Source organism: Comamonas testosteroni (assembly GCF_030505195.1).
GTDB classification, from domain to species: Bacteria; Pseudomonadota; Gammaproteobacteria; order Burkholderiales; family Burkholderiaceae_C; genus Comamonas; species Comamonas testosteroni_G.
Map to the genome: position 1 here is coordinate 2,419,808 of NZ_CP129672.1, position 25,753 is coordinate 2,445,560.

The window sequence follows — 25,753 nt, forward strand, 5'->3', positions numbered from 1 at the left end:
GAGTTCATCGCTCCTTTTTATCTTCAATCTACACCTGACGTAAGGTTCATATTATGAATATGCGAGATTTTTTACTGATGCCGATCTTGATGGCTGCGGCATTGCTTGTGGTGGGGCAGCTCTACGTGACGCTGCCTTTGGTGACCGGTCTCGCGGATCACTGGCAAGTGACGCCGGGGCTGGCCAGTTGGGCGGGTAGCTCGTTCGGCTTTGCCTATGCCTTTGGCTTCTTGCTGCTGGGCCGCCTGTCGGATCAGCATGGCCGCCGCCGCATCATGCTCGCGAGCCTATGTGCAATGGCCCTGGCGAGCGTTGCGGTGGCTGCCTCGAGCAATTTCGGCATGTTGCTGGTCGCTCGGGCGCTGCAAGGGCTGGTGGCATCGGCTTTTCCACCCGCCGCTCTGGCACTCGTAGCGGAAGTCTTGTCTCCTGCTAGGCGCCCATGGGGCATCTCGCTATTGAGCTTCGCTTTCCTGGCGGCGGCTCCATTGGCGCAATTTCTGGCAGCACAGTCCGCAGGCTTGGGCCTGCCGACCCTCATGCTGGTCGTCGCAGTCGCAAGTGTGCTGCTGTCCATTGGGTTGGCGATGGTGCTGCCTCCCGGGGCACAAGCCCCCGAGGGCAACGCCATGCCCGCACCACTCGCCGCCCAGCATTCCAAACTAGCGGGCGTCTGGCTGACCGCGCTAACGGTGCTGTTTGCATTCGTCACCTTCCATGCCGGAGTGCAGGCCATGGCGATCGCCGAGACTGATCTTCAAACCTTGCGTCTGGCTGGATTGCCTCCTTTGCTGCTCAGCCTGGCGACCGCCAGTTTGATTCGCCGCATCGGCACCGTCGCCACCGCGCGCACCGGTTTGGTCACAGCAGCGCTAGGCCTGCTGGCTGGCGCGCTGGGACATTTCGGTGGACTGGTGGTTGCCAGTGTCTTGTTGTCGGCCGGAGTTGCTCTGGCCATCCCTGGACTGATCGGCACGCTGGCATCGCGGGCAGTACCCGCCAGCCGTGCGCGGGCCATGTCGATCTACAGCTTTGCACTGTTCGCCGGTGCCAGCCTCGCTCCGTTGGCGGCAAATGCGCTTGCTCCTTGGGGGTGGCTCGCTCTGATGCTCCCCCCTGCCGCCGCGTTGTTGTTTGCCACAGCCGTTGTAGATGGACTGCCACAGCTTTCGCGCCGTTCTTCCTCGGAGGCTAGCTTGCTATGAAGTTGTTTATCTCTCATGCAGTCGTGTCGACTGCGCTGCTGTGCTCCGCCAGCGCGATGGCTTCCCCATTCACTCCGATTGAAAAGACGCACTACATGACCACTAGCAGCACCTTGCTTCGTTCCGTCAATCCCCCTGGCGCCTTGATTCCTGGTATTTCCCAGGCAGTCATCGTCGATGGCGGCAGAACTATGTATCTGTCGGGGCATGTTCCTCTGACCACTGAAGGCAAGGTGCCCCCGGGAATGGAGGCGCAGTTGGTACTGGCCTTCGAGAACCTGAATGCCACCTTGATGGCTGCAGGCGCCACGGCTCGCAATCTGGCGCGCATCTCCATTTATGTGCGGGATTTCCATGCGGATCAGCTACCCGTGATTCGCCAGGTGCGCGACCGGTTCATTGATGCAAGTCTGCCGCCAGCCAGCGCCTTGATCGGAGTAGCCGAACTTTTCCATCCCGACGTGCTGGTGGAGGTCGATGCCATCGCGGTGCTACCCCCTAAAAACTGAGCTTTCATGTCCCTTTCTACTGAGGAGTCCATCCATGTCTCGTTTCCTTACTGCTGTCGTGCCTGCAACGCTGTTGCTTGGCGCTTGCGCTGTGACCTTTGCACAGTCGAGCCCATCTGGTCCGGAGAAAACCACCATGAACTCATCCCAAAGAACCATCTCCCAGTTCGTGCCTGACACTCATGCTCAAGTCCGTCAGCGAAATGTGACAGTCGATGAGGAAAAGGCCGTTCTGACGCGCTATGAACGCCGCGATGCTCGCAACTCCGGCCTAGAGGGCGAGCACTTCAGCACGGTCGTGGCCGCGGACGGCACGCTCAAGGGTTTTGCCAACATGACCCTGGATTTAGTGGGCAAGCCCCTGCCGTCGAGCGAACGCAGCGAGCAGGTCGCCCGTGACTTTCTGCGCGAGACTGCACCCGATCTGATCCCGCGCATGAAGATTAGTTGGATCAAGCCACACGACGAGCCCATCCGTATCGTGCGCAATGGCCGTGGCGAAACAGTGACACTCACCGGCATGAAAATGAAGGCGCGTAACCAAGCTGACGGCCGCTGGTTCTGGGTCATCGTCGGAGCCGATGAAAAGCCCATGGTATTCGAGCGTGACATTGTGTGGATCACGTTCCCCGGCCATCGCAAAACTGAGAAATGGCTGCACGACGGTTGGTTAAAGGAACAGACAGCCAGCAATCCGACCTAAAAAGTGCGAGCCGACCCGCATTCTGCGGGGGGCTCAGCCACAATTCTTTGCGAACGAGCTGCCTTGTGCCATGAAGGCCAGAAGCATGAATGCTTCTGGCTGGTTTCTGAAGGCGTGGCGTTCGCGGCTCACAGGACCTTTTTTACTTCAGCCTCTGCACCGCAGCCCTGGCCTTCACGCGCTCGAAATGGGCTGCCACGCGCGGGAACTCGGCGATGTCCACGCCGTCGCCCTTGAGCCAGCCCGCCACGGTGTAGAGATAGCCGTCGGCCACGGTGAACTGCTCGCCCATGACCCAGGTCTTGTCACCCAGGTAGTGCTGCTCGATCACGGCAAAGCATTCGCGCATGTTCTGCGGCACCTTGGCGCGCATGGCGGCCTGGGCGGCCTCGTCGTCGGCCCAGCGCGAGGCGCGCGGACGGTGGGCGTGGGCGATGTGCGCGGTCGATGCCAGATAGGCATTGAACTCCTGCATCTGCGCCAGCGCGAAGGGATCATGGAGCGGCGCCAGTCTTGCCTGCGGATGGGTCTGCGCCACATACAGCAGCAGCGCGGGAGTCTCGGTCAGCACGCCGCGTTCCGTGGCCAGCGCGGGCACCCTGCCCTTGGGATTGATGCTCAGGTATTCGGGGCTGCGCTGCTCGTTGTCGGCAAAGCTCAGCGTCTTGAGCGTGAACTGGGCATCGGCCTCATAAAGCGCAATCAGTACGGCCTGCGCGCAGGTGCCAGCTGCGTAGTAAAGCGTGGGTTGGCTTGCCAAAATCGTTCTCCCGTGGATGGTGGTATGCCCGTGCAGTTTAGGCTGCTGCGCAGCCGGCTCAATCCCATGAACCGGGTCTGCTCATAGCAATGGTGCAAGGCAGACATCGACATCTCATGGCAGCATCGCGCTTCTGCCAGAAGTGCCCCACCCGAAATGAAATCCTCCATCCGCATTGTTGACGTCGACCGCCTGGAAACCTGGAGCAAATACAAGGCCGGCATGTGTGAAAGCTGCGCGGCCAATTGCTGCACCATGCCGCTGGAGGTACGCCTGCCGGATCTGGTGCGCCTGGAGCTGGTGGACCCGTTCGAGGTCGAGAACATCGAGCCCAAGCTGATCGCCAAGCGGCTGCTGAAGATGCGCCTGATCGACCACTTCAACCCCAAGCACGAGATCTTCACCATGGCCCGCCGGGCGGGTGGAGACTGCAATTTTCTGGACAAGAACACGCGCCGTTGCACGGTCTATGAAAAGCGCCCGGAAACCTGCAGATTGCATCCCAAGAAGGGGCCCAAACCGGGCTTCTGTGCCTACGGCAACAAGGCGCTTTCGCAGATCTGAAAGCTTCTGGGCAGCGCTTCAGACATCGGCCACGGCAGGCAGCCAGATACGCGCCACCAGGCCTGGATTGGCGTTATGAAAACTGAGCTTTCCGCCATGCAGCTGGACAATGGCCAGCACGCTGGCAAGGCCCAGTCCGTAGCCTGGGCGATCCGATTCTGCGCGATAGAAACGGGTGGTCATCTTCTCCAGACTCTGAGGATCTGCGCCCGGTCCCTGGTCCTGCACGGTGATCTCCACCCCCCATGCTCCATCGCTGCCCTGCTCCTGCGCTGGGGCCGCACGCAGCAGCACGTCAGCGCCATGAATATCGTCAGATGATGCTCCGTATTTGATAGCATTATCGACAAGATTGGAGACGGCGCTGGCCAGCAGGTCGCCATCGCCCAGGGCCTGCACACCTTGCTGCACATCCAGCCTGAGAATACCGCCGGCGTCTTCCACCAGCGGCTCGTAGAAGTCCACCACATCAACCAGCAAGGCCTGCAGGTCAACCGGCGCAAAGCTCTTGCGACTGGCTCCGCTTTCCACTTCGGCAATCTGCAAAAGCTTCTCGAACACCACACCGAGTTCAGCGACTTCTTCGGCCACCAGCGCCAGCGTGGCGGACTGCATTTCGGGGCTGGCCTGCTGTGCGTTGCGCAGGCGCAGCAATATGCGCGTCAGCGGCGTTCTGAGGTTGTGCGCAATGCTGTTGGAGACATGGCGTATGCCTTCCATCAACTGCTCAAGCCGGTCGAGCATGGTGTTGATATCACGGTTGAGCAGCGTGAATTCATCACCGCGCTGATCGACCGGAATGCGCTGGCGCAAATCGCCCGCCGCAACGCGCGACATGGTGTTGCGAATGGCGGCCGCGCGCTCATCCACCACACGCCTGAAGACCATGGCACCTATCAGGGCCATGATGCAGGCCGCGACGGCCGCCAGCAAGCTGGCCTGACCGAACAGCTCCTCCATGTCGCGCTGCAACTGCATGTCGCTGCCTACGGCCAGCAGATTGCCATTGGGCATTTCGACCACGGCAACCCGGCCCACCATCAGCCGCCCGTTGCGCTTCACGGTCAGCTCGCGCACGCCCATGATGCTGAGCTTGCGCGGAGGGTAGACCTCGGCATTGCTGACAATGGTCTCGCCTTGCGGGTTCATGAGAATGAGGATTTCCGTGTCGGTATTCACACCGTCACGAATGGTCTGCAGTATCTCGCTTTCCAGCGCTCCGGGGCCGTATTTGGCCGAGTGCTCGGTCAGTCTGCGCACATGGTTTTCAGCCTGCTTGTCGAGCCTCACCCGCACCACGCCGACGGTCTGGACATAGAAGACGGCCAGCACAATCGCCATGGTCAGAACCAGGAGGCCGCCATAGCTCAGCGCCAGTCTGAAGGCCAGCGAACTCCAGGGTCTGGAGCGCAGCATCAGACCACCTCGGGCAGGTCTTGCGGCTGGTCCGAAAGGCTGTAGCCCACACCGCGCACGGTATGGATGAGAGGCGTGGCAAAGCCTTTGTCCACCTTGCTGCGCAGGCGGCTGATGTGCACGTCGATCACATTGGTCTGCGGATCGAAGCGGTAATCCCAGACCGACTCCAGCAGCATGGTGCGCGTGACGATCTGGTGCGCGTGCTGCATGAGAAACGCCAGCAGGCGGAACTCGCGCGGCTGCAGCGAAAGCGGCTGGCCGGCGCGCTCGGCACTGCGCGAAATCAGGTTGACGCGCAGATCGGCCACCTGCATCTCGCGCGTGGGAGCCGGGATCTGGGCGCGGCGCACCAAGGCTTCGAGCCTTGCCGACAGCTCGGAAAATGCAAAGGGCTTGGTCAGATAGTCATCGCAGCCGGCCTTGAGCCCGCGCACTCTCTCATCCGTGGCAGACAAGGCGCTGAGCACCAGCACCGGCGTCTGCTTGCCCATGGAGCGCAGTGTCTGCAGAATCTGCAGCCCGTCAAAGCCATTGGGCAACATGCGGTCGAGGATGATGACATCCCAGTTCTCGCCAACGGCCTGTGCAATGCCTTGCACGCCGTCACCGCAGACGCTGACATGCGCGCCTTGCTGGCGCAACCCTTCAGCGATGTAACGCGCGTTGAGCGCATCGTCTTCGATGATGAGGTAGCGGTACATGCTGAGTCTGTCTCTGGCCGTTGGTGGACAGACACTATAAGCCGTTGCCTCCACCTTCGCAGCCGGAGATGCAGCGGCATCAGGAGGTGGTACAGGGGTTTGTGCCATCTCCCTCGCCTCGCTCAAGGCTGCACCTGTGGCAGATCACCGCTGGCCTGACGCACTTCCCACTCGGCATCCAGCATGTCCTTGACCAGCTCCAGGTGCTCCAGCCTGTGCTCGGTAATCGAGCCCAGCGCATCGATCAGCTCCAGAATCGTGCCCTTGCCCAGTTTGTACGCGTCTTGTGCCATCTGGTGCAGCGGTGCAATCTGCGCCAGCCCTTCCTTCTCGTAGTCGCGCACGGCCGTTCGGCGCAGCGACAGCTGCTGCAGGGCACGCTGCAATTCGGACTGAGCGGCAAGCACGACCGCATCACGGCGCAGCTCGGCCTGATCGGCCTCCACCTTGGCGCGCTCGATAGGGCCCTGGCGACGGTCGAAAAGCGGAATCTCCACGCTCACGCCCACCTGGTTGAAGCTGCCATCCACGCTGTTGCGGATGCGGGCCAGACCAAAGGATGGCGTGGGCAATGCTTCACGCTGCTCCAGCTTGATTTTCTGGCGCGACCTGTCGAGCTCGGCCTGCGCGGCACGCAGGCTCGGCAGCTGGGTCTGCGCCTGGTTCCACAGCTGCTCGTAGCTGGCTGCCTTGCGAATGTCAGTGGCCTGCAGGCTGCCTTCCACACGCACCTGCCATTGCGGCAAGGCCGCAATGCTGGCCACGCGCGATGCGGCATCCCGCAAGGCGGCCTGAGCCTTGCTGACCTGCATGCTCATCTGGGCCTGTTGCAGGTTAAGGCGGGCGCCGTCGTAGCGGCTGCGCGTGCCTGCTTCGATCTGGCCCTTGACGATGTTGCCAGCCTTCTCCAGCTCATCACGGGCAGCCAACCACACCTGATAGCGCTGCTGTGCCACCAGCAGCTCGTTGAAGGCATGGGCTGCATCGCTCATGGTGACGGCGACTGCAACATCGGCATTGGCCGTGGCGGCCTTCTCGCCCAGCCTGGCGTTCTCGATGCGCATGCCACGCTGGCCGAAGATGGGGATGGCCTGCTCCACACCCCATTCCTTTTCTCCGCGCTTGCTGGAGTAGTGCATGGCGGGATTGGGTATGGTGGCAGCCGTTTTGCTGTCTGCCTTTGCCAGATCCAGCTGCATGCGATCAGCCGCCAGATTGGGCTGGTTCTGCACGACGATGCGCAGATATTCCTGCAGGGTCACAGGCTGTGCAGGGGCCGCCATACGGCCTGCTGCAGCATTGCTCTGTACGGCTGCATCCATAGTTTCGGCAGCATGGCCTATGCCGCTGAAAGCAGCGCAGCACATCGCAGCGGCCATGGCCAGGGAGTGCCACTTATTCATCTTGAGCGCTTTCATCACGTTCTTCCTGCGTCAACATGTTCTTGGGGCCCAGCAAGGCATACAGCACGGGCAGCAGCACCAGTGCCACCAGTGGCAGCACCACCATGCCGCCGACGATGACCGAGGCAAAGGGGCGCTGGGTTTCGCTACCCACGCCGGTAGACAGAGCCATGGGCAGCAGGCCCAGCAGCGCCAGCAACGCCACCAAAATGATGGAGCGCATGCGCTCGGCTGTACCTTCGATCAGCGCCTGCATCAAGGGCATGCCCTGACGGCGCAAATCCTCGACCGCAGAGACCACCAGCAAGCCCGCCAGGGCCACCTGCCCCAGCAAGGCGATAAAGCCGATAGCCGCGCTGATGGACAGCTCGATGTGTGCCAGATGCAAAGCTGCGATGCCGCCCACCATGGCGAACGGCGCACACAGCAAGATGATGCCGGCGCTGCGGGCCTGGCCCAGCGCGCCAAACAGCAGGGCGTAGACGATGACCAGAGACAGCGGCACCACCACCTTCAGGCGTGCAGCCGCACGCTGCTGGTTCTCCCACTCGCCGCCCCAGACGGCCTGGTAGCCCTCAGGCAGTTTCACGTTCTGCTTGAAGGTGGCCAGCGTGTCCTTCACCACCGAGCCGATGTCGCGGCCTTCCACGTTGAATTTGAGCGCCATGTAGCGCGCATTGCCTTCGCGGAAGATGGAGGAGTTGCCGACCTTCATGCTGACCGTACCGACCGAGCCCAGAGGGACCGAGCCACCATCGGGCAGCGGTATGGCGATGTTGCGAATGCGCTCCTCGTCCATGCGGTCCACATAGGGCAGGCGCACGCGCACCGGCACGGGGAACTCGCCCTCCCACAAAGTGGTGGCCACATTGCCGGCCAGGGCCACTTCCAGCGTCTTTTGCGCATCCTCCATGGCAATGCCCTGGCGCGCCAGCGCCTGGCGGTCGAACTGCACATGCACCTGGGGTGCCGGGGCATCGCGGTACAGATCCAGATCGACCACGCCATTGATGTCCTTCACCAGCGATTTGGTCTGCTGAAGAATGCCGCGCAGGGTGGGAATATCGGGGCCGAACAGCTTGAGCACGACCTGGCCGCGCGCGCCTGAGGTGGACTCTTCCACGCTGTCGCGAATGGGCTGTGCAAAGTTGAAGGCCACGCCGGGAATCTCGCCCAGCGTCGCACGCATTTCCTCGATCAGCGCGGGCTTGGTCAGGCCCTTGCGCCATTCGCCATGGGGCTTGAGGCGCACCAGCACCTTGGCCAGATTGAGCGTCTCGTTGTCGGTGCCCGATTCGGGGCGTCCCTGCTCCGTGGTGACGGTAATCACCTCTGGGAACACCTTCAGACGCAGACGCACATCGCGCAGCACTTCCTGGCCTTTTTCCAGCGAGATGGAAGCCGGCATCTGCACCAGCACATAGGCATCGCCCTCATCGAGCTCGGGCAGGAACTCGGTGCCCAGCCATTTGACCGAAACCCCGGCCACCACCAGCACGCTCACAAACACGGCAATCACGGCCGTGCGACGCTTGGCTGCGCCCAGCACCTTGGCGATCCAGTGCTGGTAGCCGTGGTGCGCGCGGTCGAAGATCTTGGGCTCTTCCACCATCACATGCTTGGGCTTGAGCATCAGGGCGCACAGCGCAGGCACCAGACCCATGGCGAACACCAGCGCACCCAGCAGGGCAAAGCTGTAGGTCATGGCCAGCGGGCGGAAGATGCGGCCTTCGATGCTCTGCAGCGAGAACACGGGAATCAGCGCCGCAATCACGATGGCCATGGCGAACAGCGTGGGCTTAGCCACGGCAACGGCCGAATCCACAATGATGTGGCGCATGTCATTGGCCGTCTGCGGCTTGCGCTGGCGTGCATTGCGGATGATGTTCTCGGCCAGCACCACGGCACCGTCCACCATGATGCCGAAGTCGATGGCTCCCATGGAGATCAGGTTGGCGGGCATGCCCAGCCAGTGCAGGCCGATGAAGGCCACCAGCAGCGACAGCGGAATCACGGTGGCCACGATCAGCGAGCCACGCAGGCTGCGCAGGAACAGCCACAGCACGGCCACGATCAGCGTGGCCCCGAACAGCAGGTTGTGCTGCACGGTCTTGAGCGTATGGCCCACCAGATCGGAGCGGTCATAGTTGGTGACCATGTGCATGCCTTCAGGCAGGCCGCCACTGTTGAGCTCATCGACCTTGGCATGAATGTCATCGAGCACGATGGAGGGGTTGGCGCCGCGCTTGAGCAGCACAATGCCCTGCACCACATCGTTCTGCTCGTCCATGCCCACCGAGCCCTGACGCGGCGTATGCGACTGCGCGACACGCGCCACGTCACCGATGGTCACAGGAGCCTTGCCACGCATGGCAACGACCACATCCTGAATCTCCTGCGGATTGCGCAACAGGCCGATACCGCGAATGATGAAGGACTGCTCGCCGCGGCGCATCAGGCCACCGCCAACGTTGCGGTTGGACTTGGACAGCGCATCGCTCACATCGTCCAGCGACAGGCCCAGGCTGTAGAGCTTCTCGGGGTCCACTTCAACGTGGAACTCCTTGACGAAACCGCCAATGCTCACCACGTCGGCCACGCCCTGCACCTGCTTGAGCACGCGCACCACATGCCATTCCTGCTCGGTGCGCAGCTGCGCCAGGGTGTGCCTGTCGCTTTGCAGGCGATAGTAGAAAATCTTGCCCAGCGGGGTGTAGTCGGGCGCCATCTCAGGCGTCATGCCGCTGGGCAGATCTGCCTGCGGCAGACGCTGCGAAACCTCGGCGCGCGCGGTGAAACTTTTCGCGTCGTCGTTGAAGACCAGGTTGATCATGGAGAGACCGAAATAGCTCTCCGAGCGCAGCGATATCAGACCCGGCGTGCCGTTGAGCTCACGCTCCAGCGGCTGGGTGATCTGGCGCTCCACTTCCTCAGGAGCCAGGCCAGGTGCCTGGGTGATCACGCCGACCTGGACATTGGTCACGTCAGGATAGGCTTCGATGGCTGTCTGCAGATAGGCGTAGACGCCATAGATGGCAATCGCCAGCGTGGCGCACAGCGCCAGCAGTCGGCGATGGACGACAAATGCAATAAATGAACGCAGCATGGTTCAGACTCCTGCCGGGCTACAGCAGCTGACTGGCCGCGCCGTCGAGCAGCAGACCACCACGCACCACGATCTTCTCACCGACCTTGAGGCCGCTGATCACCGGCACCATGCCGCGCGATGGACGCCCCAGCGTCACTACGCGCGCCTCGAACTGGTTGTTCTCATGCTGCACATAGACCACGCTGCGGCTCTCATCCTTGATGAGCACGGCAGTGACGGGAATCAGCATCTCCTGCAGATTCGACAACTGCACGCCCACCTTGGCCTGCATGCCGGGACGCAGCACCGGGTTCTGTTCGCTCAGCTCCACCACCACGGCAGCGCGGCGCGACTCCTTGTCCAGGGTGGCCCCCAGATGACGGACCGTGCCCTTGATCGGCTTGGGCAGCTGCGGTACCTCGACCTGTACGGAACTGCCCAGACGAATGCCGGGCAGATCGGACTCGAATACCTCTGCGACCACATTCATGGCCTGGGGGTCGCCAATCATGAACAGTGCCGCTCCCGGCTCGGCAGCAGTACCCACCACGGCCTTGCGCTCGGCCACGATGCCGGCGCGCGGTGCGCGCAGCTCGATACGATCGCCGCCACCGGAGCCCAGCAGCGCTGCCGTGCCCTGTGCACGGCCAAGCTCCTGCGAGGTTTCACGCAGCTTGGCCTGCGCGGCACGCAGGTCGACCTCCACACCCACGCCCTTGTCCACCATGGTCTGCTGGCGCTGGGCCTCCACCACAGCCACGTCGTGTGCGGTCTTGGCCGCTGCCACGTCATAGCGGGTGCGCAGTGCATCGGGGCTGACCAGCGTCGCCAGCAAATCACCGGCCTTGACCATATCGCCCACATGCGCATTGACAGCCACGACGCGCGCCGATAACGGCACTGCGACCGAAGCCACACGATCCTCGACAAACGCCACATGCGCAGGAGCCCAGGCCATCTGAACCCCTTGCGGATCGGCCACGGGCGCGATCTCCAGCATCTTCACGGATTCTGGCTTGACCTGAATAAAGCCTTTGGGCAGTTGCGCAAGCGGCTTCTTCGCTTCCTCGGTGGCCTTGGAGGCATCACAGCCACCCAACAGACCCGCCACGGCAATGGCCGCAGCCACCACCGGCAGTCTTGCCCAAGTCCAGTTTGCTAAATGTGCCGCTCCCGGCAGTCCCACAAGGCTTTTGTTCATCGTTCACCCTTTTCCATGACTGGCAAGTGATGAGCTGGTCCGCGGCCTCACTTGCAGTGATGCCAGCATGCTAGGAACAGCCCCCAGCTGCGTGGATGACACACGCATTACGGTTTGGTAAGACCGGGCTCGGACTGGAACGGGGCCGCAGAGCAGGCCAGGCCCCGCTGATGGCCTGACACCAGGAAATCAGCCTTCAGACAGGCTGCATTGCCCGTTTTTCAGGCAAATCACGCATACCTTCTGCAATTTGCTCAAAAAACAGGCATTTCTCATGTACTTTTTCATACATGAGTATTAAAAGTATCTAGAAATCGTGACCGAAGCCAAGGCCATGCCTTATCTCCGAATTCCTCAGAAAACACGATCAATCCTTTGATAACCATTGGATATCTACTATCAAAAGTAGAGCATTGAAGTTATCCACGCAGTGGATAGATTGCGCCTCTCCCTCCTCCGCATCCCGGATTTCAACAGAAATGGCCGCTCTGGCATACAAACCCCTGGCGTGACCGTCATCAGTGGAAAATTCAGAGCCTGAAGACCTTCAGCAGCAGATCCGCCAAACCTGTGGATAAATCGAGAAATTCATACCCTGCAAGAGCGATACAAACCTTGAACAAACTTACTCACAGCGCTTGAAAACTATGCAGATCCTGAAAAATGCCTGCCACAACGAAATCTAGAAAAAGTTTTTTATTCATAAAAATTTAACAACCATATCCACATGCATGCATACATGGTTGCCCCCATGATATGTACAGGTCAATTCTCGGATAGCTCTGTGGATAAGTTTCTTGGTAACTATCATGGACAGAATCCACAACTACAATGAACAAGTCACATACAAGTGGTGGAAAAGTTTCATTGGAACTGCTCACCGGATACAACCGTAGAGCATACAAAAACCACTGTTTTGTATGCCGTATCACATAAGAAATTCAATCTTATTTGATACATATCTCTGTACGAATACTTATAAAACGCCAAAGCACAGCGTCTTTGCGTCTCAAAAAACGCTGAAATGCATGAAAAAAAGTGGGCTGAAGAGGCCCTGAATTCCTTTGATGCCGTGGTCGGGGCCATGCCGGGATTTCGCAGTCGTGATGGGCAGCGAAAAATGGCGGCCCAGATCGCGCAAACGCTGAGCCAGGCCCAGCTCGGAAAAATCGATGAAGACGAGCCGGAACCGCGCCGTGCCATCGCTGTCGTGCAGGCAGGAACCGGAGTCGGAAAATCGCTGGCCTACAGCATTCCGGCCATTCGCATGGCGCTGTCGCGCGGCACGCGCGTGCTGATCTCCACAGCCACGGTGGCGCTGCAGGAGCAGCTGGTGAACAAGGATTTGCCGGCCCTGGCGCAAAAGCTGGACCAGCCTTTCAAATTCGCGCTGGCCAAGGGGCGTGGCCGCTTTGTCTGCAAACTCAAGCTGGAACGTCTGGCGAGCACGGGGGAAGCACAGGACGAGATGGACGACCTGTTTGGCGATGAGCAGGGCCAGACCAAGTTCAGCCGTCCTCAGCATGAACTGCAGGCCCGCATGCAGTTCTACAAATCCATGGCCGATGCGCTGGCCACCGAGGCCTGGAACGGCGACCGCGACTCGCTGGAGACCCCGCCGGAGGCCGAGGCCTGGAGCCCCGTGGCGGCCGAGTCCTCTTCATGCACCGGCAAGCACTGCCCGGCCTTCGGCAGCTGCGTCTATTACGAACGCCGCAAAGACCTGGTGGCGGCGCAAGTCATTGTCGCCAATCATGATTTGCTGCTTTCCTCGCTGGGCTCCAAGCTGCTGCCCGAGCTGGACAATTGCCTGCTGGTGCTCGATGAAGCCCACCACCTGCCCTCCACGGCTCTGGACCAGTTTGCCGGCGAGATGGATCTGAGCCGCCTGGGCTGGATCGACAAGCTGGCCAGCCGTGCGTTGCGCGTGAACCAGGTCGCCGAAGTCGAGGAGCTGGCCGACGTGCCCAAGCATGCGGGTCAGCTGCGCCAGCAGATGCAGGAGCTGGCGCGACTGGTCATGGAGCACTACGGAGAGACTCTCAAATCGCAAAAAGACAGCTATGGGCCGGCCAGGGTACGGGCACCCCGCGGAATGCTGCCAGAGGCCCTTCTGGAGCCTCTGGGACAGATTGCGCACCATGCCGACGGCTTTCTGGATGCGCTGCGTGCTGTCTCCAAGGCTCTGCGTGCCGAAATCAAGGAGCAACCCGAGGAGGCGCAGCGCCTGTCCACCGTCTATGCGCAGGTAGGCGCCCTGGCGCCCTGGCTGGAAGCCATTTTCAACACCACGCAATTGCTGCTGCAGAACAACGAGAGCGATGGCGACGGCAAGATGGTGCCCCATGCCAAGTGGTTCACGCTGGAGATGGACGGCGAGTTCATCGTGGTCAAGGCCCATGCCAGCCCGATACAGCCCGGCGCCACCCTGCGCCAGCACCTGTGGTCGCAGGTTCGCGGTGCGGTGCTGACATCTGCCACGCTGACCAGCTGCGGGCATTTCGACTTCTTTTTGCGTGAGGCGGGGCTGGCCAATGACGCCTCTGTCACCACGCTGGAAGTGCCAAGTCCCTTCGACTATGCGCGCCAGGGCACGCTGGTGGCCCGTGAAACGGTCTCAGACCCGCGTGAAGCCGCCCGCTTTACCGAGGAGATGGTCGAGGCCCTGCTGAACGATCTGAGCCGCATAGAGGCCGGCGCACTGGTCTTGTTCACATCCCGCGAGCAGATGCGCCAGGCCGTGGATGCGCTGTCCACCAGCATGCGCAACCAGGTGCTGGTGCAGACCGCCCTGCCCCGCCAGACACTGCTGGCACGCCACCGCGAGGCCGTGGCGATGGGTGAGCCCTCCATCATCTTCGGCATGCAGTCCTTTGGCGAAGGACTGGACCTGCCCGGAGCACTCTGCGAGTCCCTGTTCATCACCAAGCTGCCTTTTGCTCCGCCCGATGACCCCGTTGGCGAAGCCAGAGCCGAATGGCTGCGCAGCAGCGGCCGCAACCCCTTCAACGAGTTGGTGGTGCCGGCCACGGCCATTCGCCTGGCCCAGTGGGTAGGCCGCGCTATCCGGACCGAGGAAGACCAGGCCCATGTGTACTGCTATGACCGTCGCCTGACGGGCACCAGCTACGGCCAGCTGCTGATCAAGGGCCTGCCGCCGTTCACGCTGCAAAAGCGCCCTGTCCGAGGGGCCTGAGTTCCTGCGCGAAGGGCGGCCTGCAGCAGCAACTCCAGGCTGTTTTGCCGCTCTCTCAGCGCGTTTGACAGCCGGTTTTAGCGCGTCCTGGACATTTACGGCCTGGCGGTTTTCAGCCAGGCCGGCACCGCCCTGCTCGCCCGAGTCGCATTTGTAATTTTTCTAACACTTGCCCGGCACTGCGAGCGGCATCTGCAGCGATTCGCCGCACTGCGCGGCGAGCCCATCCCCAAGCAATACGCGATTCCCGATACGCCTGCGATCCGACCCTTTCTTCTTGGACGGTCTGCATGGCGAGCGGCCAGCTTTGGCGCCTGCTGCAATGCCTTTGCGCCTGCCCGGATGCCAGCCGCATCCCGCCCAGTCTTGATTCAGACTTCAAGAAAGAGTCAAAAAATCCTTTGAAAACAATGACCTACGGATCATTGAATTTTTTTGAATGCATGCCAAGCCATCAGCAGCCGGGATCGGCGGCATGCATGCGTGGCGAGTTTCCCCCAGCTGTTCATAACATTCTGTGGATAACAAGCGCTTCATCGTCTCTGCCACAGGAATTTATCCCCAGCTCGGATCTTTGAGGAGGCGCATCTTACGCCAATTTTTCAAGATCTGGCGCGTCAATTTTCACCAAGGGCTTTTTTTCTGAACTTCCCTCTGAAACAAAGGGATTGAAGCAGCTGAACACGCTCAGTTCCAGCTTCGCCCAGTCCCTGTCTGCGAGTTTGCCTTCAGTTGTTCTTTAGAAGTCTTATAAAAATATAGTCGTAGTAGTAAGACTTGGCATCTGCTGTTGATAACTTCAAAAAAACAAGACAAATCAAGTCTCTTGCACGATGACAAACATGGAGACAAACCAGGGTCGCTGCTGTCCTCCATCCATGAACAACTTTGTCGATCTCTTGATTTTTGTGGAAAACCCAAGAGTTGGTATCTGGTTATCCACAGAAATTCATTTCTTTCTTATTTAGCATTAAATCGGCTAAAAACATTGCTATATATGCATAGTTAGCTATGTTTTTTATAGTGAACAACTGCTGAAAGCATGCTTGAGCACATCAGATGTCAGAGCTGTGGTGAAGAAAGAACTTCCTGAACCTGATCTGATCAGCCGGTTTTTTTATCCAGGTGCTCTCCGATTGCTGTGTAAACTTCGACCAAAGTTGTTATTTCTAGTCTTATCTTTTTACTTAGTAGTAATAGTAAGTAGTCCACTTAATTGTTGATAAGTAATTAATTTCATTGAAAATCAACAACTTACACTTTCACAAAGTCTGTGCCCTTACATGGGCTGCCGCTGTCCTTGATTTGGGAACAACTTTCCAGAAGCCAGCCGGGCTGTGGAAAACTGAAAATTTCCTTGGCTTTTATCACCATGTTTATTCACAGGCCGTGGAGCTGCGGCAAAGCATGAAAAAAGCCGCCCGTTGGGCGGCCTGGTCGAGCTGGATAGCACTGGCCCGGGAATTCAGAAGTGGCGTGCGTATCGCAGCTGAAGAAAGTTCTCTCCCGGATTGGGGCGCTTGATGCCTGCATTGGACTGATGCTCCAAGCGCAGGCTGATCTCGTTTTTCAGTTGCTCGCCAAACAGGTAGCCGATGCCTATATGGCTGGCAAAGTTGTAGCGGGTCGAAAATTCCTTGTGATCGGTGATGAAGCGGTGGTTGATGGCATAGCTCGCGCCCAGGCCGGCTTGCAGGAACCAGGGAGACTGGCCTTGAGAGGGGCGCCAGCGTAATGTGGGCTGTGCTCCCAGAACCCAGGCTGAACGATTGCCGCCCTGATAGTCGGCCGACCAGCGACTGACAGAGAGATCCCAGTAACCCGTCATCCGTCCCGAGCCAAGGGCGTAGCTCCAGTTCCAGGGGAGCATGACGCCGCCCGTCCAGCTGTCGGTGTTGTGCTCCGCCGAGCCGTACTGCAGATAGATAGCTGTTGTCGATGATTGCGCAGGCTGTGCATGAAGCATGGAGCTCGCCAGGCTGATCAGCACCGGGACTACAAGATTGGTTGCCAATTGCAGTTTTTTCATGTCAATTGCCATCTAAATGTGTTGAATTGGGTCGCTACATCGATGCTCGGGTAATGCCTGGATTTCGTTCCTTCTGTGGATATGAATCTAGAAGCTTGTGAATAAATGTTCTGTCGGCAAGCGCTTGCGTTGGTAGTCAGCCAATTGATATCGAAATGAAAAAAGCCCCCGGTCATGACGACCGGGGGCTTTTATGGAGAGGGCGACTGAGCTCGGCTTACTTTGCCGCAGGGGCAGGAGCTGCGGGACGCTCCTGCCCGGGTTGGCCGCCATGGTGGCCGTGATGGCGCTCACCGCGCTGGTGATGCATGTGCAGGGTGGCCGCATCGAAGGTCTTTTTCTGCTCGGCACTGAGCTGGGCGTAGAAGGCCTTGGTGGCTTCGGCACGGCGGTCCATCTCGGCCATGTGCTTGCCGCGCATTTCACGCATCTTGTCGATGCGCTCTGGCGTGGTCAGCTTGGCAAAGGCTTCGCGGTCGCGGGGGGCAGGGCGCTCACCGGGCTTCATGGCCTGGGTGTAGGTGGTCCAGGCCGCTTGCTGCGCAGGCGTCAGCTTCAGTTCGGCCTTGAGTTTTTCCATGCGCTGCTTCATATGCTCCATGCGGTCACCACGCTTGTCACCACGCTGGTGCTGGTGCGGCTCGGGCGCTTTTTGCGCTGCTGCGGGTTGCTCGGCAGGGGCGGAAGTCTGGGCAAAGCTGGGCAGGCTCAGCGAGGCGAGCAGGGCGGTTGCAACAGCGGCGCCGGTCAATGTCTGGCGAAAGCGGGTCATGTCTGTTTCCTTTTCGATTGAAGTGGAAGAAGTGGCCGCCTGGTCTTGCTCCTGAATGGGCATTCGGTAGCGGATGACTGAAGTGTGGACCCCCCATGTTTCTGAGACGTGAGGTTTTGCAGCCGCTCTGTAAAGATTTGATAAGTTTGAGTGGCTCCGACTGCGCAACAATGCATGCATGGGCTGCGTTGGCGGCCGATTTTTTTCCGCGAGATCCAGCTGCAGGAGCTGGCGACGATTGAAGGTTTAGCAAAGGTTTTTGATGTTCAAGAACATGATTGTTTATCGCATTGCCGAGAGCTGGCAGGGCGATCTGCAGCTGCTGGAAGATGCGCTGCAAAAGACGGTGTTTGAGGAGTGCGGCGCGACACAGGAGCGCTCCGTGGGCTGGGTGCCGCCGCGCGGCGAGCCGCATGGCCCGCTGGCGGAAAGCGTGGCCGGCCAGTGGGTGATGCGCTTCATGAGCGAGTCCAAGATGCTGCCGGCCAGCGTGCTCAACCGCAAGGTCAACGAGAAGGCCGAGCACATCGAAAAGACGGAGGGCCGCAAGCCCGGCAAGAAGGAAAAGAAGGAGCTCAAGGACGAGGCCAAGCTGGACCTGCTGCCCATGGCCTTCACCAAGCAGGGCAGCATGTGGGTGTGGATCGATGCGCAGGCGCGCACGCTGGTGCTCGATACCAGCGCACAAGGCCGTGCCGACGAGATCGTGACGCTGCTGGTCGAAGGCCTGCCAGGCTTTGCGGTGGCGTTGCTGGACACGCAGACCAGTCCGCAGGCCGCCATGGCGCACTGGCTGATCACACAGGAGCCTCCGGCAGGTTTTTCCATCGACCGCGAGTGCGAGCTCAAGGCCGCCGATGAGTCCAAGGCCGTGGTGCGCTATGCGCGCCACCCGCTCGATATCGACGAGGTGCGCCAGCATATCGAGCATGGCAAGCTGCCGACCAAGCTGGCCATGACCTGGGATGACCGCGTGAGCTTTGTGCTCAGCGAAGGTCTGCAGATCAAGAAGATCGCGTTGCTTGACGCAGTGATGGACGGAAACAGCCAGGACGATGGCGGTTTCGATACCGATGTGGCGATTGCCACGGGCGAGCTGTCACGCCTGATTCCCGATCTGATCGAGGCGCTGGGCGGGGAAGGGCGCACGGGTCTGGGCGATGGCCTGCCGGCATCGCTGGCGTCGGTGCCTGCGGCAGAGACGTTGCCCGTGCGTCTGGCACAGGGACGCGGCCAGGGCACGTTCACGGGCCCGGCCACGGCGCCCGCCGATACGGCCCCGGAAGAGGCGCCGTTCTGACGCTATGAATGATGTAGCTGCTTGCGCATGTGAATAAAGGATTTCAGCATTAATTGATGCTGAAATCAATGGCTAGAAAGCGCAAGTAGCTATCAAAAAAAGGCCTGCCAGATGTCTCCGGCAGGCCTTTTTCATGGGCGTTTCAGGTGCTGCGCAAACGCGGCATCAGACGCGCTCGAAAATCGCGGCAATACCCTGGCCGCCGCCGATGCACATGGTCACCAGCGCATAGCGGCCGCCGGTGCGCTGCAGCTCGTAGAGCGCCTTGGTGGTGATGATGGCGCCGGTGGCACCGACGGGGTGGCCCAGGGAGATGCCGGAGCCGTTGGGGTTGACCTTGGCAGGGTCCAGAGCCAGCTCCTGGATCACGGCGCAGGCCTGGGCGGCGAAGGCTTCGTTGGCTTCGATCACGTCCATCTGTTCGATCTTCAGACCGGTGCGTGCCAGCACCTTCTGCGTTGCGGGGACCGGGCCGATGCCCATGTATGCCGGCTCGACGCCGGCGTGCGCGTAGCCGACCAGGCGGGCAATGGGCTTGGCGCCGGAAGACTTCAGCGCCTGCTCGCTCATCATCAGCACGGCAGCCGCGCCATCGTTGATGCCGGAGGCGTTGCCGGCGGTGACCGTGCCGCCTTCCTTCTTGAACGCGGGCTTCATGCCGGCCAGGGTGTCCAGCGTGGTGGCGGCGCGCACGTGTTCGTCGGTGTCGAACAGCACCACGCCCTTGCGGCTGGCAATTTCCACGGGAACGATCTGCTCCTTGAAGCGGCCGGCCTCGATGGCGGCAGCGGCGCGCTGCTGGCTGATGACGGCCAGCTCGTCCTGCATCACGCGGCTGATCTTGTAGCGCTCGGCCACGTTTTCAGCAGTGATGCCCATATGCATTTTTTGCCAGGGATCGTGCAGGATGCCCAGCATGTAGTCGATGCTCTTGGCATCGCCCATGCGTGCGCCCCAGCGCGCGGACATGTCGAAGTAGGGGCCGCGGCTCATGGATTCGGAGCCGGCACCAATGGCCACTTCGCAGTCGCCCAGCGCAATCGATTGCGCTGCCGAGACGATGGCCTGCAGGCCAGAGCCGCACAGGCGGTTGACGTTGTAGGCAGGGGTTTCGATGGAGCAGCCGGCGTCCACGGCCGCCACGCGGGACAGGTAGGCGTCGCGCGTGTCGGTGGGGATGACGTTGCCCATCACCACATGGCCCACGGTGTCGGCAGCGATGCCGGCACGCGCAATGGCAGCCTTGACCACGGTGGTGGCCAGCTGGGCGTTGGGAACGTCCTTGAGGCTGCCGCCAAAAGTGCCGATGGCCGTGCGCGCGGCGCTGACAACGAAGATGTCTCTGGTGCTCATGGTTTGTCTCCTGCATCGCGTCGGCAATGCTTGTGCTTGAGTGATTTAAAAAGATGGATGAGAGCAACCGCATTCATCGCACAGAGTATTCTGCAGTACTTGCTGCAGTGCAACATGTCTCATTGTTGACGCTGCCCTGCGCGGGTGGCGATGGTTTCACGTGAAACCCCCAAGCCGCCGCAATCCGCCTCAGGCCGCTGCCCTGCGCCGGCCTCTCGGAGTGGGAGCCCTGGGTTCGTGATGGGCCGGCGTCAGGTCGGTGTCCGCGCTGGCCAGGTCGTCGAGGATGGGGCAGTCAGGCCTGTCGTCGCCGTGGCAGCAATGCACCAGAGTCTGCAGCGTGCGCTGCATGGACTGCATGGCGGCGATGCGCTCGGTCAGTGTGGCAATGTGCTTTTGCGCGATGGCCTTGACCTGGCTGCTGGCACGGCCCTGGTTCTGCCACAGGCCCAGCAGGGTGGCGATCTCGTCCATGGAAAAGCCCAGATCGCGCCCGCGGCGGATGAAGCGCAGCGCATGCACATCGGCTTCGGTGTACTGGCGATAGCCGCTGTCGGTACGGTGCACGGGTGGCAGCAGGCCCAGTGACTCGTAGTGACGCACCATGCGCGCAGAAACCCCGGCGCGGCGTGCGGCCTCGCCGATGACGACAGGCCAGTTCTGAGCGATTTTTTGTGTCGCTGGGTGGTTGGGCATGGGTGATCCTGAAAAAACGCGCCAGCGGCCTTCTGGCGGCTTGCATGAGGTGCTGGCGCGGTGGGAGAGGCTGCGCTCAGGCTACCTTGTAGCCCTCTTCGGCAATGGCGGCTGCCACGGCCTCGCGGCTGGCGCCGGTTTCGACTTCCACTCGATTGGCGGCGCGATCGATCTTGATCTGCGCCTGGGCATCGACGCCCTGGATGGCATTGGTGACGGCGCGTTCGCAGTGGCCGCAGGTCATGCCTTGAACTTCAAAAACTTGTTGCATGGATGGCTCCTTCAGAAGGTGAGTCGACCGGGCTGGCGGACTCCATGTCTTGAATGGTTAACCCTAACATCATGGCAAGGTCAAGCCTTTGATAAGACATGAAGCCGGCAGGGTTGATAAGCCGCAAAGACTGCCGATAAGAACTTGTCATATTGCAGATCGCCATGGCTTGGGCATCGCAGTCACGGGTTTTTTTGGATGTCGGTGACAATCTGAAACAATTTGCAAGTTCTGGCCCGACAATGCCAGTCGTTCAAAGTGGAGAGAGATTCATGAGTCTGTTGGAAATGATGCGGGGCTTCACCATCCGCACGCGCATGATGGGCGCCATTGGTGTGGTGATGGTGTTGCTGGGCTTGCTGGGGGGCGCCGGGATGCTGGGCATGTTCCGCATCCAGGACATGAGCCAGGAGTTTTTGAGCAACGCCTTTGTCAAATCGGGCCATATGGCGCAACTGCGCACCGAGCTGGGTGGCATCCGTTCCAGCGAGAAGGACATGGTCATCCAGTACGAAAAGCCCGAAGAGGTGCGCAAGGCCTATCAGCAATGGGTCATGTTCATCGACAAATCCAAGGTGACATTGGGCAAGTTCGTGACCGACCCGAACGCGCAGGACGCACAGCTGACCAAGAGCATCATTGGGCACATCGACGCTTATCGAAAGCTCTTCGAGCCTGTGGCGCGCCAGCTGGAGGCCGGTGGCTATGACTCGGCCACCACCGCCAACCGCATGAGCGGCAAGGCTCTGGCCGAAGTCATGGAGGCCGACAAGCTGCTGGCGCAGCTGGACAACTTGCTGCGCCAGCAGGCCAATGCACTGGCCGCAGCCGAGCGCGACGTGGCCGACATGACACGCTGGATGTTTGTGGCGGCCGTGATCCTGGCGCTGGTGGTGGTGATTCCACTGACTTTGCTGAACATGCTGTCCATCTGCCGTCCGCTTGAAGTGGCCCGTCAGATGGCACTGACGATTGCCGGCGGCGATCTGTCGCACAAGGTCGAGGTCAGCGGCAGGGATGAGCTGACGGATCTGCAGCGTGCGCTGGACCAGATGCAGCAATCGCTGAGCACCACGGTGGCCCAGGTGCGCGATGCCAGCGGCAATATCGCCACCGCCAGCCAGGAAATTGCTACGGGCAATCAGGATCTGTCGGGCCGCACCGAACAGACGGCCAGCAATCTGCAGGAAACCGTCGCGTCGCTGGCTCAGTTGACGGCCACGGTGCAGCAGACCGCATCGTCTTCGCAGCTGGCCAACCAGCTGGCGGCCTCGGCCTCTTCGACGGCCGTGCAGGGCGGCCAGATCGTCGGCCAGGCCGTCAACAGCATGCAGGAGATTTCGGCCTCCAGCCGCAAGATCGGCGACATCATCGGCCTGATTGATTCCATTGCTTTCCAGACCAATATCCTGGCGCTGAATGCCGCTGTGGAAGCGGCCCGTGCCGGCGAGCAGGGCCGCGGTTTTGCCGTGGTGGCGGCCGAGGTGCGCAGCCTGGCCCAGCGTTCGGCCCAGGCTGCCAGCGAGATCAAGTCGTTGATCAACACCAGCGTGCAGACCGTGGATGTGGGCGCGCGCCAGGTGGAGAGCGCAGGCAAGGCCATGCAGGAGACCGTGGACAGTGCACAGCGTGTGGGCGACATCATTGGCGAGATTACGGCGGCGTCCAGCGAGCAGTCGCTGGGCATCAGCCAGGTCAACCAGGCGGTGGGCGATATCGACCGCATGACCCAGCAGAATGCGGCACTGGTGGAAGAGTCTGCCGCCGCCGCAGAATCGCTGCGCGAGCAGGCGGCGCGACTGGCACAGCTGGTCAGCCAGTTCAAGCTGGCCGGCGGCGCGCTGCATGCCGTCCAGCGCAGCCCCAGGACTGCCGCACATCCCGGTATGGCGCCTGCCCAGGCGGCTTTGCCGGGCCACAAGCAGCAGTTGCTCGAACAGGCCTGATCCTCAGGCGGAGCACGCCCACAAAAAAGCCCGGTTGCTGTCCTGCACCGGGCTTTTTTCTTTCGTTCAACAGCTGCTGGCGCAAGCGTCGACAGGGCCTGCAGCCCGATCGCGCTTACTGGCTGGCGAGCGCAGGGTAGTCGGTATAGCCGTCGGCCCCGCCGCCGTAGAAGCGTTCGCTGTTCCAGGCATTGAGCGGCAGATCGTCGCGCAGACGGTGCACCAGATCGGGGTTGGAGATATAGGCCTTGCCGAAGGCCACGATATCTGCATAGCCGCTTTCCACCGCGCGCGTCGCCAGCTGGCGGTCATAGCCGTTGTTGACCATCCAGGCGCCCTTGCCGCCCGCTGAGCGATAGGCCTGCTTGAGTGCCTGGTAGTCGAAGGGACGATCCGCCAGCTCGCGCGGACCGCCGGTTGCGCCTTCGATCACGTGGATATAGGACAGGCCCAGCGGCGCGAGCTGGCGCACCAGATACTCGAACAGCGCCTGCGGGTTTTCGTCCACGATGTCGTTGGCCGGCGTGACCGGAGAGATGCGGATGCCGACCTTGCCGGCACCGATGGCATCGGCCACGGCGCGCACGCATTCCAGCACCAGACGGGCCCGGTTTTCGATGCTGCCGCCGTAGTCGTCGCTGCGCTGGTTGGTGCCGGTCTTGAGGAACTGGTCGAGCAGATAGCCGTTGGCTGCATGCAGCTCCACGCCATCGAAGCCCGCCGACTGCACGGCCTCGCGCGCGGCGGTGGCAAAACTGTGAACAATGCCCGGCAGCTCCTGCTGCTCAAGTGCACGCGGCGCCGAGGTGGCGACAAACTGGCCTTGTCCCGTCTCGCGGTCGATCACAAAAGTCTTGGAGCGGGCCGTCAGCGCCGACGGCGCGACCGGTGCCTGCAGCTCGGGCTGCAGCACGGTGTGGGAGATGCGGCCCACATGCCAGAGCTGGGTGACGATGCGTCCGCCCTTGGCATGCACGGCATCGGTGACTTTCTTCCAGGCCTGCAGCTGCTCTTGGCCGTACAGACCGGGTACGTCGGCATAGCCCTGTCCCTGGTGGCTGATGGCCGTGCCTTCGCTGATCAGCAGGCCGGCAGAGGCGCGCTGGACATAGTAGGTCTGCATCAGCGGCGTCGGTATCGCGTCGGGAGCGCGGTTGCGCGTCAGCGGTGCCATGGCAATGCGGTTGGGCAGGCGCAGGCTGCCCGCTTCAATCGGGTCGAACAATGAGGTCATGCAGAACTCCAGATGAAAAAAGCTCGGTGGGTACCGAGCTCTTAGAACGTGTTTACGATCTCAGCGTGCATGGGTGCCAAAAAACTTACTTCAGCAAGCCTTCTGCCTTCATCGCGGCCTGCACGGCGGGACGCGCCAGAATGCGCTCGCGGTAGGCCTGGATGTTCTCAAGCTCGGAGATGTCCAGGCCCACAAACTGGGCCCAGCCCGTGACCGTGAAGAAGTAGGCATCGGCCACGGTGAACTGGTCGCCCATCAGATAGCTCTTGTTGGCGAGTTGCTCGTTGACCCAGGCCAGGCGCTTGAGCAGATTGGCGCGCACCAGGGGCTTGTAATCCTCTGGCGTTGCAGGATTGAACAAGGGGCCGAAGCCCTTGTGCACTTCGGTGCTGATGAAGTTCAGCCATTCCTGCAGGTGGTAGCGGGCCACCGTGCCGTTGGCGGGCGCCAGGTTCTTCTCGGGGGCCAGGTCAGCCAGGTATTGAACAATGGCCGGGCCTTCGTGCAAGGTGTCGCCGTTGTCCAGCACCAGAAAGGGTACATAGCCCAGAGGATTGATGCCGTAGTAATCCGTTCCGTCCTGGAGCTTGTGGCTCTTGGTGCTGACCATCACAGTTTCATGCTGCAGTTCTGCTTCATGCAGCACGATGTGCGGAGACAGGGAGCAGGCGCCGGGGCTGTAGTAAAGCTTCATGATGAGTGGCTCTCTATGCAATGAAAAGACAAGCGCCCATGCTAAACCGGTTGCATGTCATATGCCTATGCAGCCGACAGCAAGTAGTACGTATCCGTGGGGGATTGCTCAGCCCAGGCGCCCTGCAGCCCACAGTACCTGCTGCACCAGTGCCTCCATGCCTTGCTGGTTCTGGGCGCGCACCAGATGCCCCTGGGCATCGAAAGCCTCGCCCGCCTGGCTCACGGCATGGCTGCGCGGTGCCACCCAGCATTCCAGGTTCAATAGCAGCGCAGCGAGGTGAGACTGCGCTCTCAGGCCTCCAAGACCACCAGGCGAGGCACTGGCCATGCCGACGACCTTGTTGCGAAACGGCAGGACGCCATCGGACCACTGCGCATCGCCCTTGACCGGGCTGGAGGCCCAGTCGATCGCGTTCTTGAGCAGGGCAGGGTAGCTGCCGTTGTACTCGGGGCTGCAGACAATCCAGGCGGCATGGCTGTGCATGGCTTGCTTGAGGCGAATGACATCGGCTGGAGTGCCCTGCGCTTCGAGGTCGGCGTTGTAGAGGGGGATGTCGTAGTCCGACAGCTCCAGCAGGCTGGGCTCTGCGCCTTGCTGCCGGGCGATGGAGGCGGCCACCTTGGCCAGCTTGCGGTTGTACGAGTCTTGGCGGGTGCTGCCCGCAAAAATGAGGATTTGCATGCAGGCATTGCAGCACAGAGCGATT

At 61.0% G+C, this 25,753-nt stretch carries 21 protein-coding genes; 7 read left to right on the top strand and 14 right to left on the bottom strand.

Going from position 1 to position 25,753, the window contains the following annotated elements:
- Window positions 1–77: 77 nt before the first annotated feature.
- The 3 genes from QYQ99_RS11025 to QYQ99_RS11035 are packed head-to-tail and all read left to right on the top strand — an operon-like array spanning window position 78 to window position 2,417.
- The gene (locus QYQ99_RS11025; protein ID WP_302092666.1) at window positions 78–1,205 is read left to right on the top strand and encodes an MFS transporter; all 1,128 of its coding nucleotides are present in this window, start codon (window positions 78–80) and stop codon (window positions 1,203–1,205) included.
- Entirely contained in the window at window positions 1,202–1,714 is a 513-nt protein-coding gene (locus QYQ99_RS11030) for a RidA family protein (RefSeq protein ID WP_302092667.1), read from the top strand. The genes QYQ99_RS11025 and QYQ99_RS11030 overlap by 4 nt, the downstream gene beginning before the upstream one ends.
- A 34-nt stretch (window positions 1,715–1,748) precedes the next feature.
- A complete protein-coding gene (locus QYQ99_RS11035) occupies window positions 1,749–2,417 on the top strand; it encodes a hypothetical protein (RefSeq protein ID WP_302092668.1) in 669 nt (222 codons plus the stop codon).
- A gap of 142 nt (window positions 2,418–2,559) precedes the next feature.
- Here QYQ99_RS11035 and QYQ99_RS11040 read toward each other — a convergent pair whose 3' ends face one another.
- Window positions 2,560–3,177: a glutathione S-transferase family protein gene (locus QYQ99_RS11040; protein ID WP_302092669.1), complete on the bottom strand. Its 618-nt coding sequence runs from the start codon at window positions 3,175–3,177 to the stop codon at window positions 2,560–2,562.
- Window positions 3,178–3,333: 156 nt separating this feature from the next.
- Here QYQ99_RS11040 and QYQ99_RS11045 point away from each other — a divergent pair, with 156 nt between their 5' ends.
- Window positions 3,334–3,741: a YkgJ family cysteine cluster protein gene (locus tag QYQ99_RS11045; protein ID WP_045839318.1), complete on the top strand. Its 408-nt coding sequence runs from the start codon at window positions 3,334–3,336 to the stop codon at window positions 3,739–3,741.
- Between the two features lie 18 nt (window positions 3,742–3,759).
- Here the strand turns inward: QYQ99_RS11045 and QYQ99_RS11050 are convergent, their stop codons facing one another.
- From QYQ99_RS11050 to QYQ99_RS11070, 5 genes are all read right to left on the bottom strand, one after another.
- Window positions 3,760–5,157: a sensor histidine kinase gene (locus QYQ99_RS11050; protein ID WP_302092670.1), complete on the bottom strand. Its 1,398-nt coding sequence runs from the start codon at window positions 5,155–5,157 to the stop codon at window positions 3,760–3,762.
- Window positions 5,157–5,861: a response regulator transcription factor gene (locus tag QYQ99_RS11055; protein WP_003065317.1), complete on the bottom strand. Its 705-nt coding sequence runs from the start codon at window positions 5,859–5,861 to the stop codon at window positions 5,157–5,159. The genes QYQ99_RS11050 and QYQ99_RS11055 overlap by 1 nt, the downstream gene beginning before the upstream one ends.
- Window positions 5,862–5,983: 122 nt before the next feature.
- Window positions 5,984–7,279 carry a TolC family protein gene (locus tag QYQ99_RS11060; protein WP_302092671.1) on the bottom strand — a complete coding sequence of 432 codons (1,296 nt, stop codon included), beginning with the start codon at window positions 7,277–7,279 and terminating at the stop codon, window positions 5,984–5,986.
- A complete protein-coding gene (locus QYQ99_RS11065) occupies window positions 7,257–10,370 on the bottom strand; it encodes an efflux RND transporter permease subunit (protein WP_302092672.1) in 3,114 nt (1,037 codons plus the stop codon). The genes QYQ99_RS11060 and QYQ99_RS11065 overlap by 23 nt, the downstream gene beginning before the upstream one ends.
- Window positions 10,371–10,389: 19 nt before the next feature.
- The gene (locus QYQ99_RS11070; protein WP_302092673.1) at window positions 10,390–11,553 is read right to left on the bottom strand and encodes an efflux RND transporter periplasmic adaptor subunit; all 1,164 of its coding nucleotides are present in this window, start codon (window positions 11,551–11,553) and stop codon (window positions 10,390–10,392) included.
- Between the two features lie 1,024 nt (window positions 11,554–12,577).
- Between QYQ99_RS11070 and dinG the strand changes: the two genes are divergently transcribed.
- Window positions 12,578–14,749 carry an ATP-dependent DNA helicase DinG gene (gene dinG / locus QYQ99_RS11075; protein ID WP_302092674.1) on the top strand — a complete coding sequence of 724 codons (2,172 nt, stop codon included), beginning with the start codon at window positions 12,578–12,580 and terminating at the stop codon, window positions 14,747–14,749.
- A gap of 1,465 nt (window positions 14,750–16,214) precedes the next feature.
- Here dinG and QYQ99_RS11080 read toward each other — a convergent pair.
- On the bottom strand, window positions 16,215–16,778 hold the full coding sequence (locus QYQ99_RS11080; RefSeq protein WP_302092675.1) for an acyloxyacyl hydrolase: 564 nt from the start codon (window positions 16,776–16,778) through the stop codon (window positions 16,215–16,217).
- 217 nt (window positions 16,779–16,995) lie between these two features.
- Entirely contained in the window at window positions 16,996–17,550 is a 555-nt protein-coding gene (locus QYQ99_RS11085; RefSeq protein WP_302092676.1) for a Spy/CpxP family protein refolding chaperone, read from the bottom strand.
- 262 nt (window positions 17,551–17,812) lie between these two features.
- Between QYQ99_RS11085 and QYQ99_RS11090 the strand changes: the two genes are divergently transcribed.
- Window positions 17,813–18,850 (top strand): recombination-associated protein RdgC, encoded by a 1,038-nt coding sequence (locus QYQ99_RS11090; RefSeq protein ID WP_302092677.1) that lies wholly within the window; start codon window positions 17,813–17,815, stop codon window positions 18,848–18,850.
- 165 nt (window positions 18,851–19,015) lie between these two features.
- On the opposite strand, the gene QYQ99_RS11095 is transcribed toward QYQ99_RS11090, so the two are convergent.
- From QYQ99_RS11095 to QYQ99_RS11105, 3 genes are all read right to left on the bottom strand, one after another.
- Window positions 19,016–20,203 (bottom strand): acetyl-CoA C-acyltransferase family protein, encoded by a 1,188-nt coding sequence (locus QYQ99_RS11095; RefSeq protein WP_087085572.1) that lies wholly within the window; start codon window positions 20,201–20,203, stop codon window positions 19,016–19,018.
- Between the two features lie 189 nt (window positions 20,204–20,392).
- The gene (gene cueR, locus QYQ99_RS11100; RefSeq protein ID WP_302092678.1) at window positions 20,393–20,899 is read right to left on the bottom strand and encodes a Cu(I)-responsive transcriptional regulator; all 507 of its coding nucleotides are present in this window, start codon (window positions 20,897–20,899) and stop codon (window positions 20,393–20,395) included.
- Window positions 20,900–20,975: 76 nt separating this feature from the next.
- Window positions 20,976–21,170, bottom strand: a complete 195-nt coding sequence (locus tag QYQ99_RS11105; RefSeq protein WP_012836553.1) for a heavy-metal-associated domain-containing protein — start codon at window positions 21,168–21,170, stop codon at window positions 20,976–20,978.
- Window positions 21,171–21,442: 272 nt separating this feature from the next.
- On the opposite strand from QYQ99_RS11105, the gene QYQ99_RS11110 reads away from it, so the two are divergent.
- Window positions 21,443–23,116, top strand: a complete 1,674-nt coding sequence (locus tag QYQ99_RS11110) for a methyl-accepting chemotaxis protein (protein ID WP_302092679.1) — start codon at window positions 21,443–21,445, stop codon at window positions 23,114–23,116.
- A gap of 115 nt (window positions 23,117–23,231) precedes the next feature.
- On the opposite strand, the gene QYQ99_RS11115 is transcribed toward QYQ99_RS11110, so the two are convergent.
- From QYQ99_RS11115 to QYQ99_RS11125, 3 genes are all read right to left on the bottom strand, one after another.
- Window positions 23,232–24,350 carry an alkene reductase gene (locus tag QYQ99_RS11115; protein WP_302092680.1) on the bottom strand — a complete coding sequence of 373 codons (1,119 nt, stop codon included), beginning with the start codon at window positions 24,348–24,350 and terminating at the stop codon, window positions 23,232–23,234.
- 85 nt (window positions 24,351–24,435) lie between these two features.
- Entirely contained in the window at window positions 24,436–25,044 is a 609-nt protein-coding gene (gene gstA, locus QYQ99_RS11120; protein ID WP_302092681.1) for a glutathione transferase GstA, read from the bottom strand.
- Between the two features lie 108 nt (window positions 25,045–25,152).
- Complete coding sequence (locus QYQ99_RS11125) at window positions 25,153–25,728, bottom strand: NADPH-dependent FMN reductase (protein WP_034374944.1); 576 nt, start codon at window positions 25,726–25,728, stop codon at window positions 25,153–25,155.
- Between the last annotated feature and the right edge of the window lie 25 nt (window positions 25,729–25,753).

What these genes read in the sequence shown, in the direction of transcription:
- QYQ99_RS11025 (WP_302092666.1), top strand. Translation starts at nt 78, where the DNA reads ATGCCGATCTTGATGGCTGCGGCATTGCTTGTGGTGGGGCAGCTCTAC.
- QYQ99_RS11030 (WP_302092667.1), top strand. Translation starts at nt 1,202, where the DNA reads ATGAAGTTGTTTATCTCTCATGCAGTCGTGTCGACTGCGCTGCTGTGC.
- QYQ99_RS11035 (WP_302092668.1), top strand. Translation starts at nt 1,749, where the DNA reads ATGTCTCGTTTCCTTACTGCTGTCGTGCCTGCAACGCTGTTGCTTGGC.
- QYQ99_RS11045 (WP_045839318.1), top strand. Translation starts at nt 3,334, where the DNA reads ATGAAATCCTCCATCCGCATTGTTGACGTCGACCGCCTGGAAACCTGG.
- QYQ99_RS11050 (WP_302092670.1), bottom strand. Translation starts at nt 5,157, where the DNA reads ATGCTGCGCTCCAGACCCTGGAGTTCGCTGGCCTTCAGACTGGCGCTG.
- QYQ99_RS11055 (WP_003065317.1), bottom strand. Translation starts at nt 5,861, where the DNA reads ATGTACCGCTACCTCATCATCGAAGACGATGCGCTCAACGCGCGTTAC.
- QYQ99_RS11060 (WP_302092671.1), bottom strand. Translation starts at nt 7,279, where the DNA reads ATGAAAGCGCTCAAGATGAATAAGTGGCACTCCCTGGCCATGGCCGCT.
- QYQ99_RS11065 (WP_302092672.1), bottom strand. Translation starts at nt 10,370, where the DNA reads ATGCTGCGTTCATTTATTGCATTTGTCGTCCATCGCCGACTGCTGGCG.
- QYQ99_RS11070 (WP_302092673.1), bottom strand. Translation starts at nt 11,553, where the DNA reads ATGAACAAAAGCCTTGTGGGACTGCCGGGAGCGGCACATTTAGCAAAC.
- dinG (WP_302092674.1), top strand. Translation starts at nt 12,578, where the DNA reads ATGCATGAAAAAAAGTGGGCTGAAGAGGCCCTGAATTCCTTTGATGCC.
- QYQ99_RS11080 (WP_302092675.1), bottom strand. Translation starts at nt 16,778, where the DNA reads ATGAAAAAACTGCAATTGGCAACCAATCTTGTAGTCCCGGTGCTGATC.
- QYQ99_RS11085 (WP_302092676.1), bottom strand. Translation starts at nt 17,550, where the DNA reads ATGACCCGCTTTCGCCAGACATTGACCGGCGCCGCTGTTGCAACCGCC.
- QYQ99_RS11090 (WP_302092677.1), top strand. Translation starts at nt 17,813, where the DNA reads ATGTTCAAGAACATGATTGTTTATCGCATTGCCGAGAGCTGGCAGGGC.
- QYQ99_RS11095 (WP_087085572.1), bottom strand. Translation starts at nt 20,203, where the DNA reads ATGAGCACCAGAGACATCTTCGTTGTCAGCGCCGCGCGCACGGCCATC.
- cueR (WP_302092678.1), bottom strand. Translation starts at nt 20,899, where the DNA reads ATGCCCAACCACCCAGCGACACAAAAAATCGCTCAGAACTGGCCTGTC.
- QYQ99_RS11105 (WP_012836553.1), bottom strand. Translation starts at nt 21,170, where the DNA reads ATGCAACAAGTTTTTGAAGTTCAAGGCATGACCTGCGGCCACTGCGAA.
- QYQ99_RS11110 (WP_302092679.1), top strand. Translation starts at nt 21,443, where the DNA reads ATGAGTCTGTTGGAAATGATGCGGGGCTTCACCATCCGCACGCGCATG.
- QYQ99_RS11115 (WP_302092680.1), bottom strand. Translation starts at nt 24,350, where the DNA reads ATGACCTCATTGTTCGACCCGATTGAAGCGGGCAGCCTGCGCCTGCCC.
- gstA (WP_302092681.1), bottom strand. Translation starts at nt 25,044, where the DNA reads ATGAAGCTTTACTACAGCCCCGGCGCCTGCTCCCTGTCTCCGCACATC.
- QYQ99_RS11125 (WP_034374944.1), bottom strand. Translation starts at nt 25,728, where the DNA reads ATGCAAATCCTCATTTTTGCGGGCAGCACCCGCCAAGACTCGTACAAC.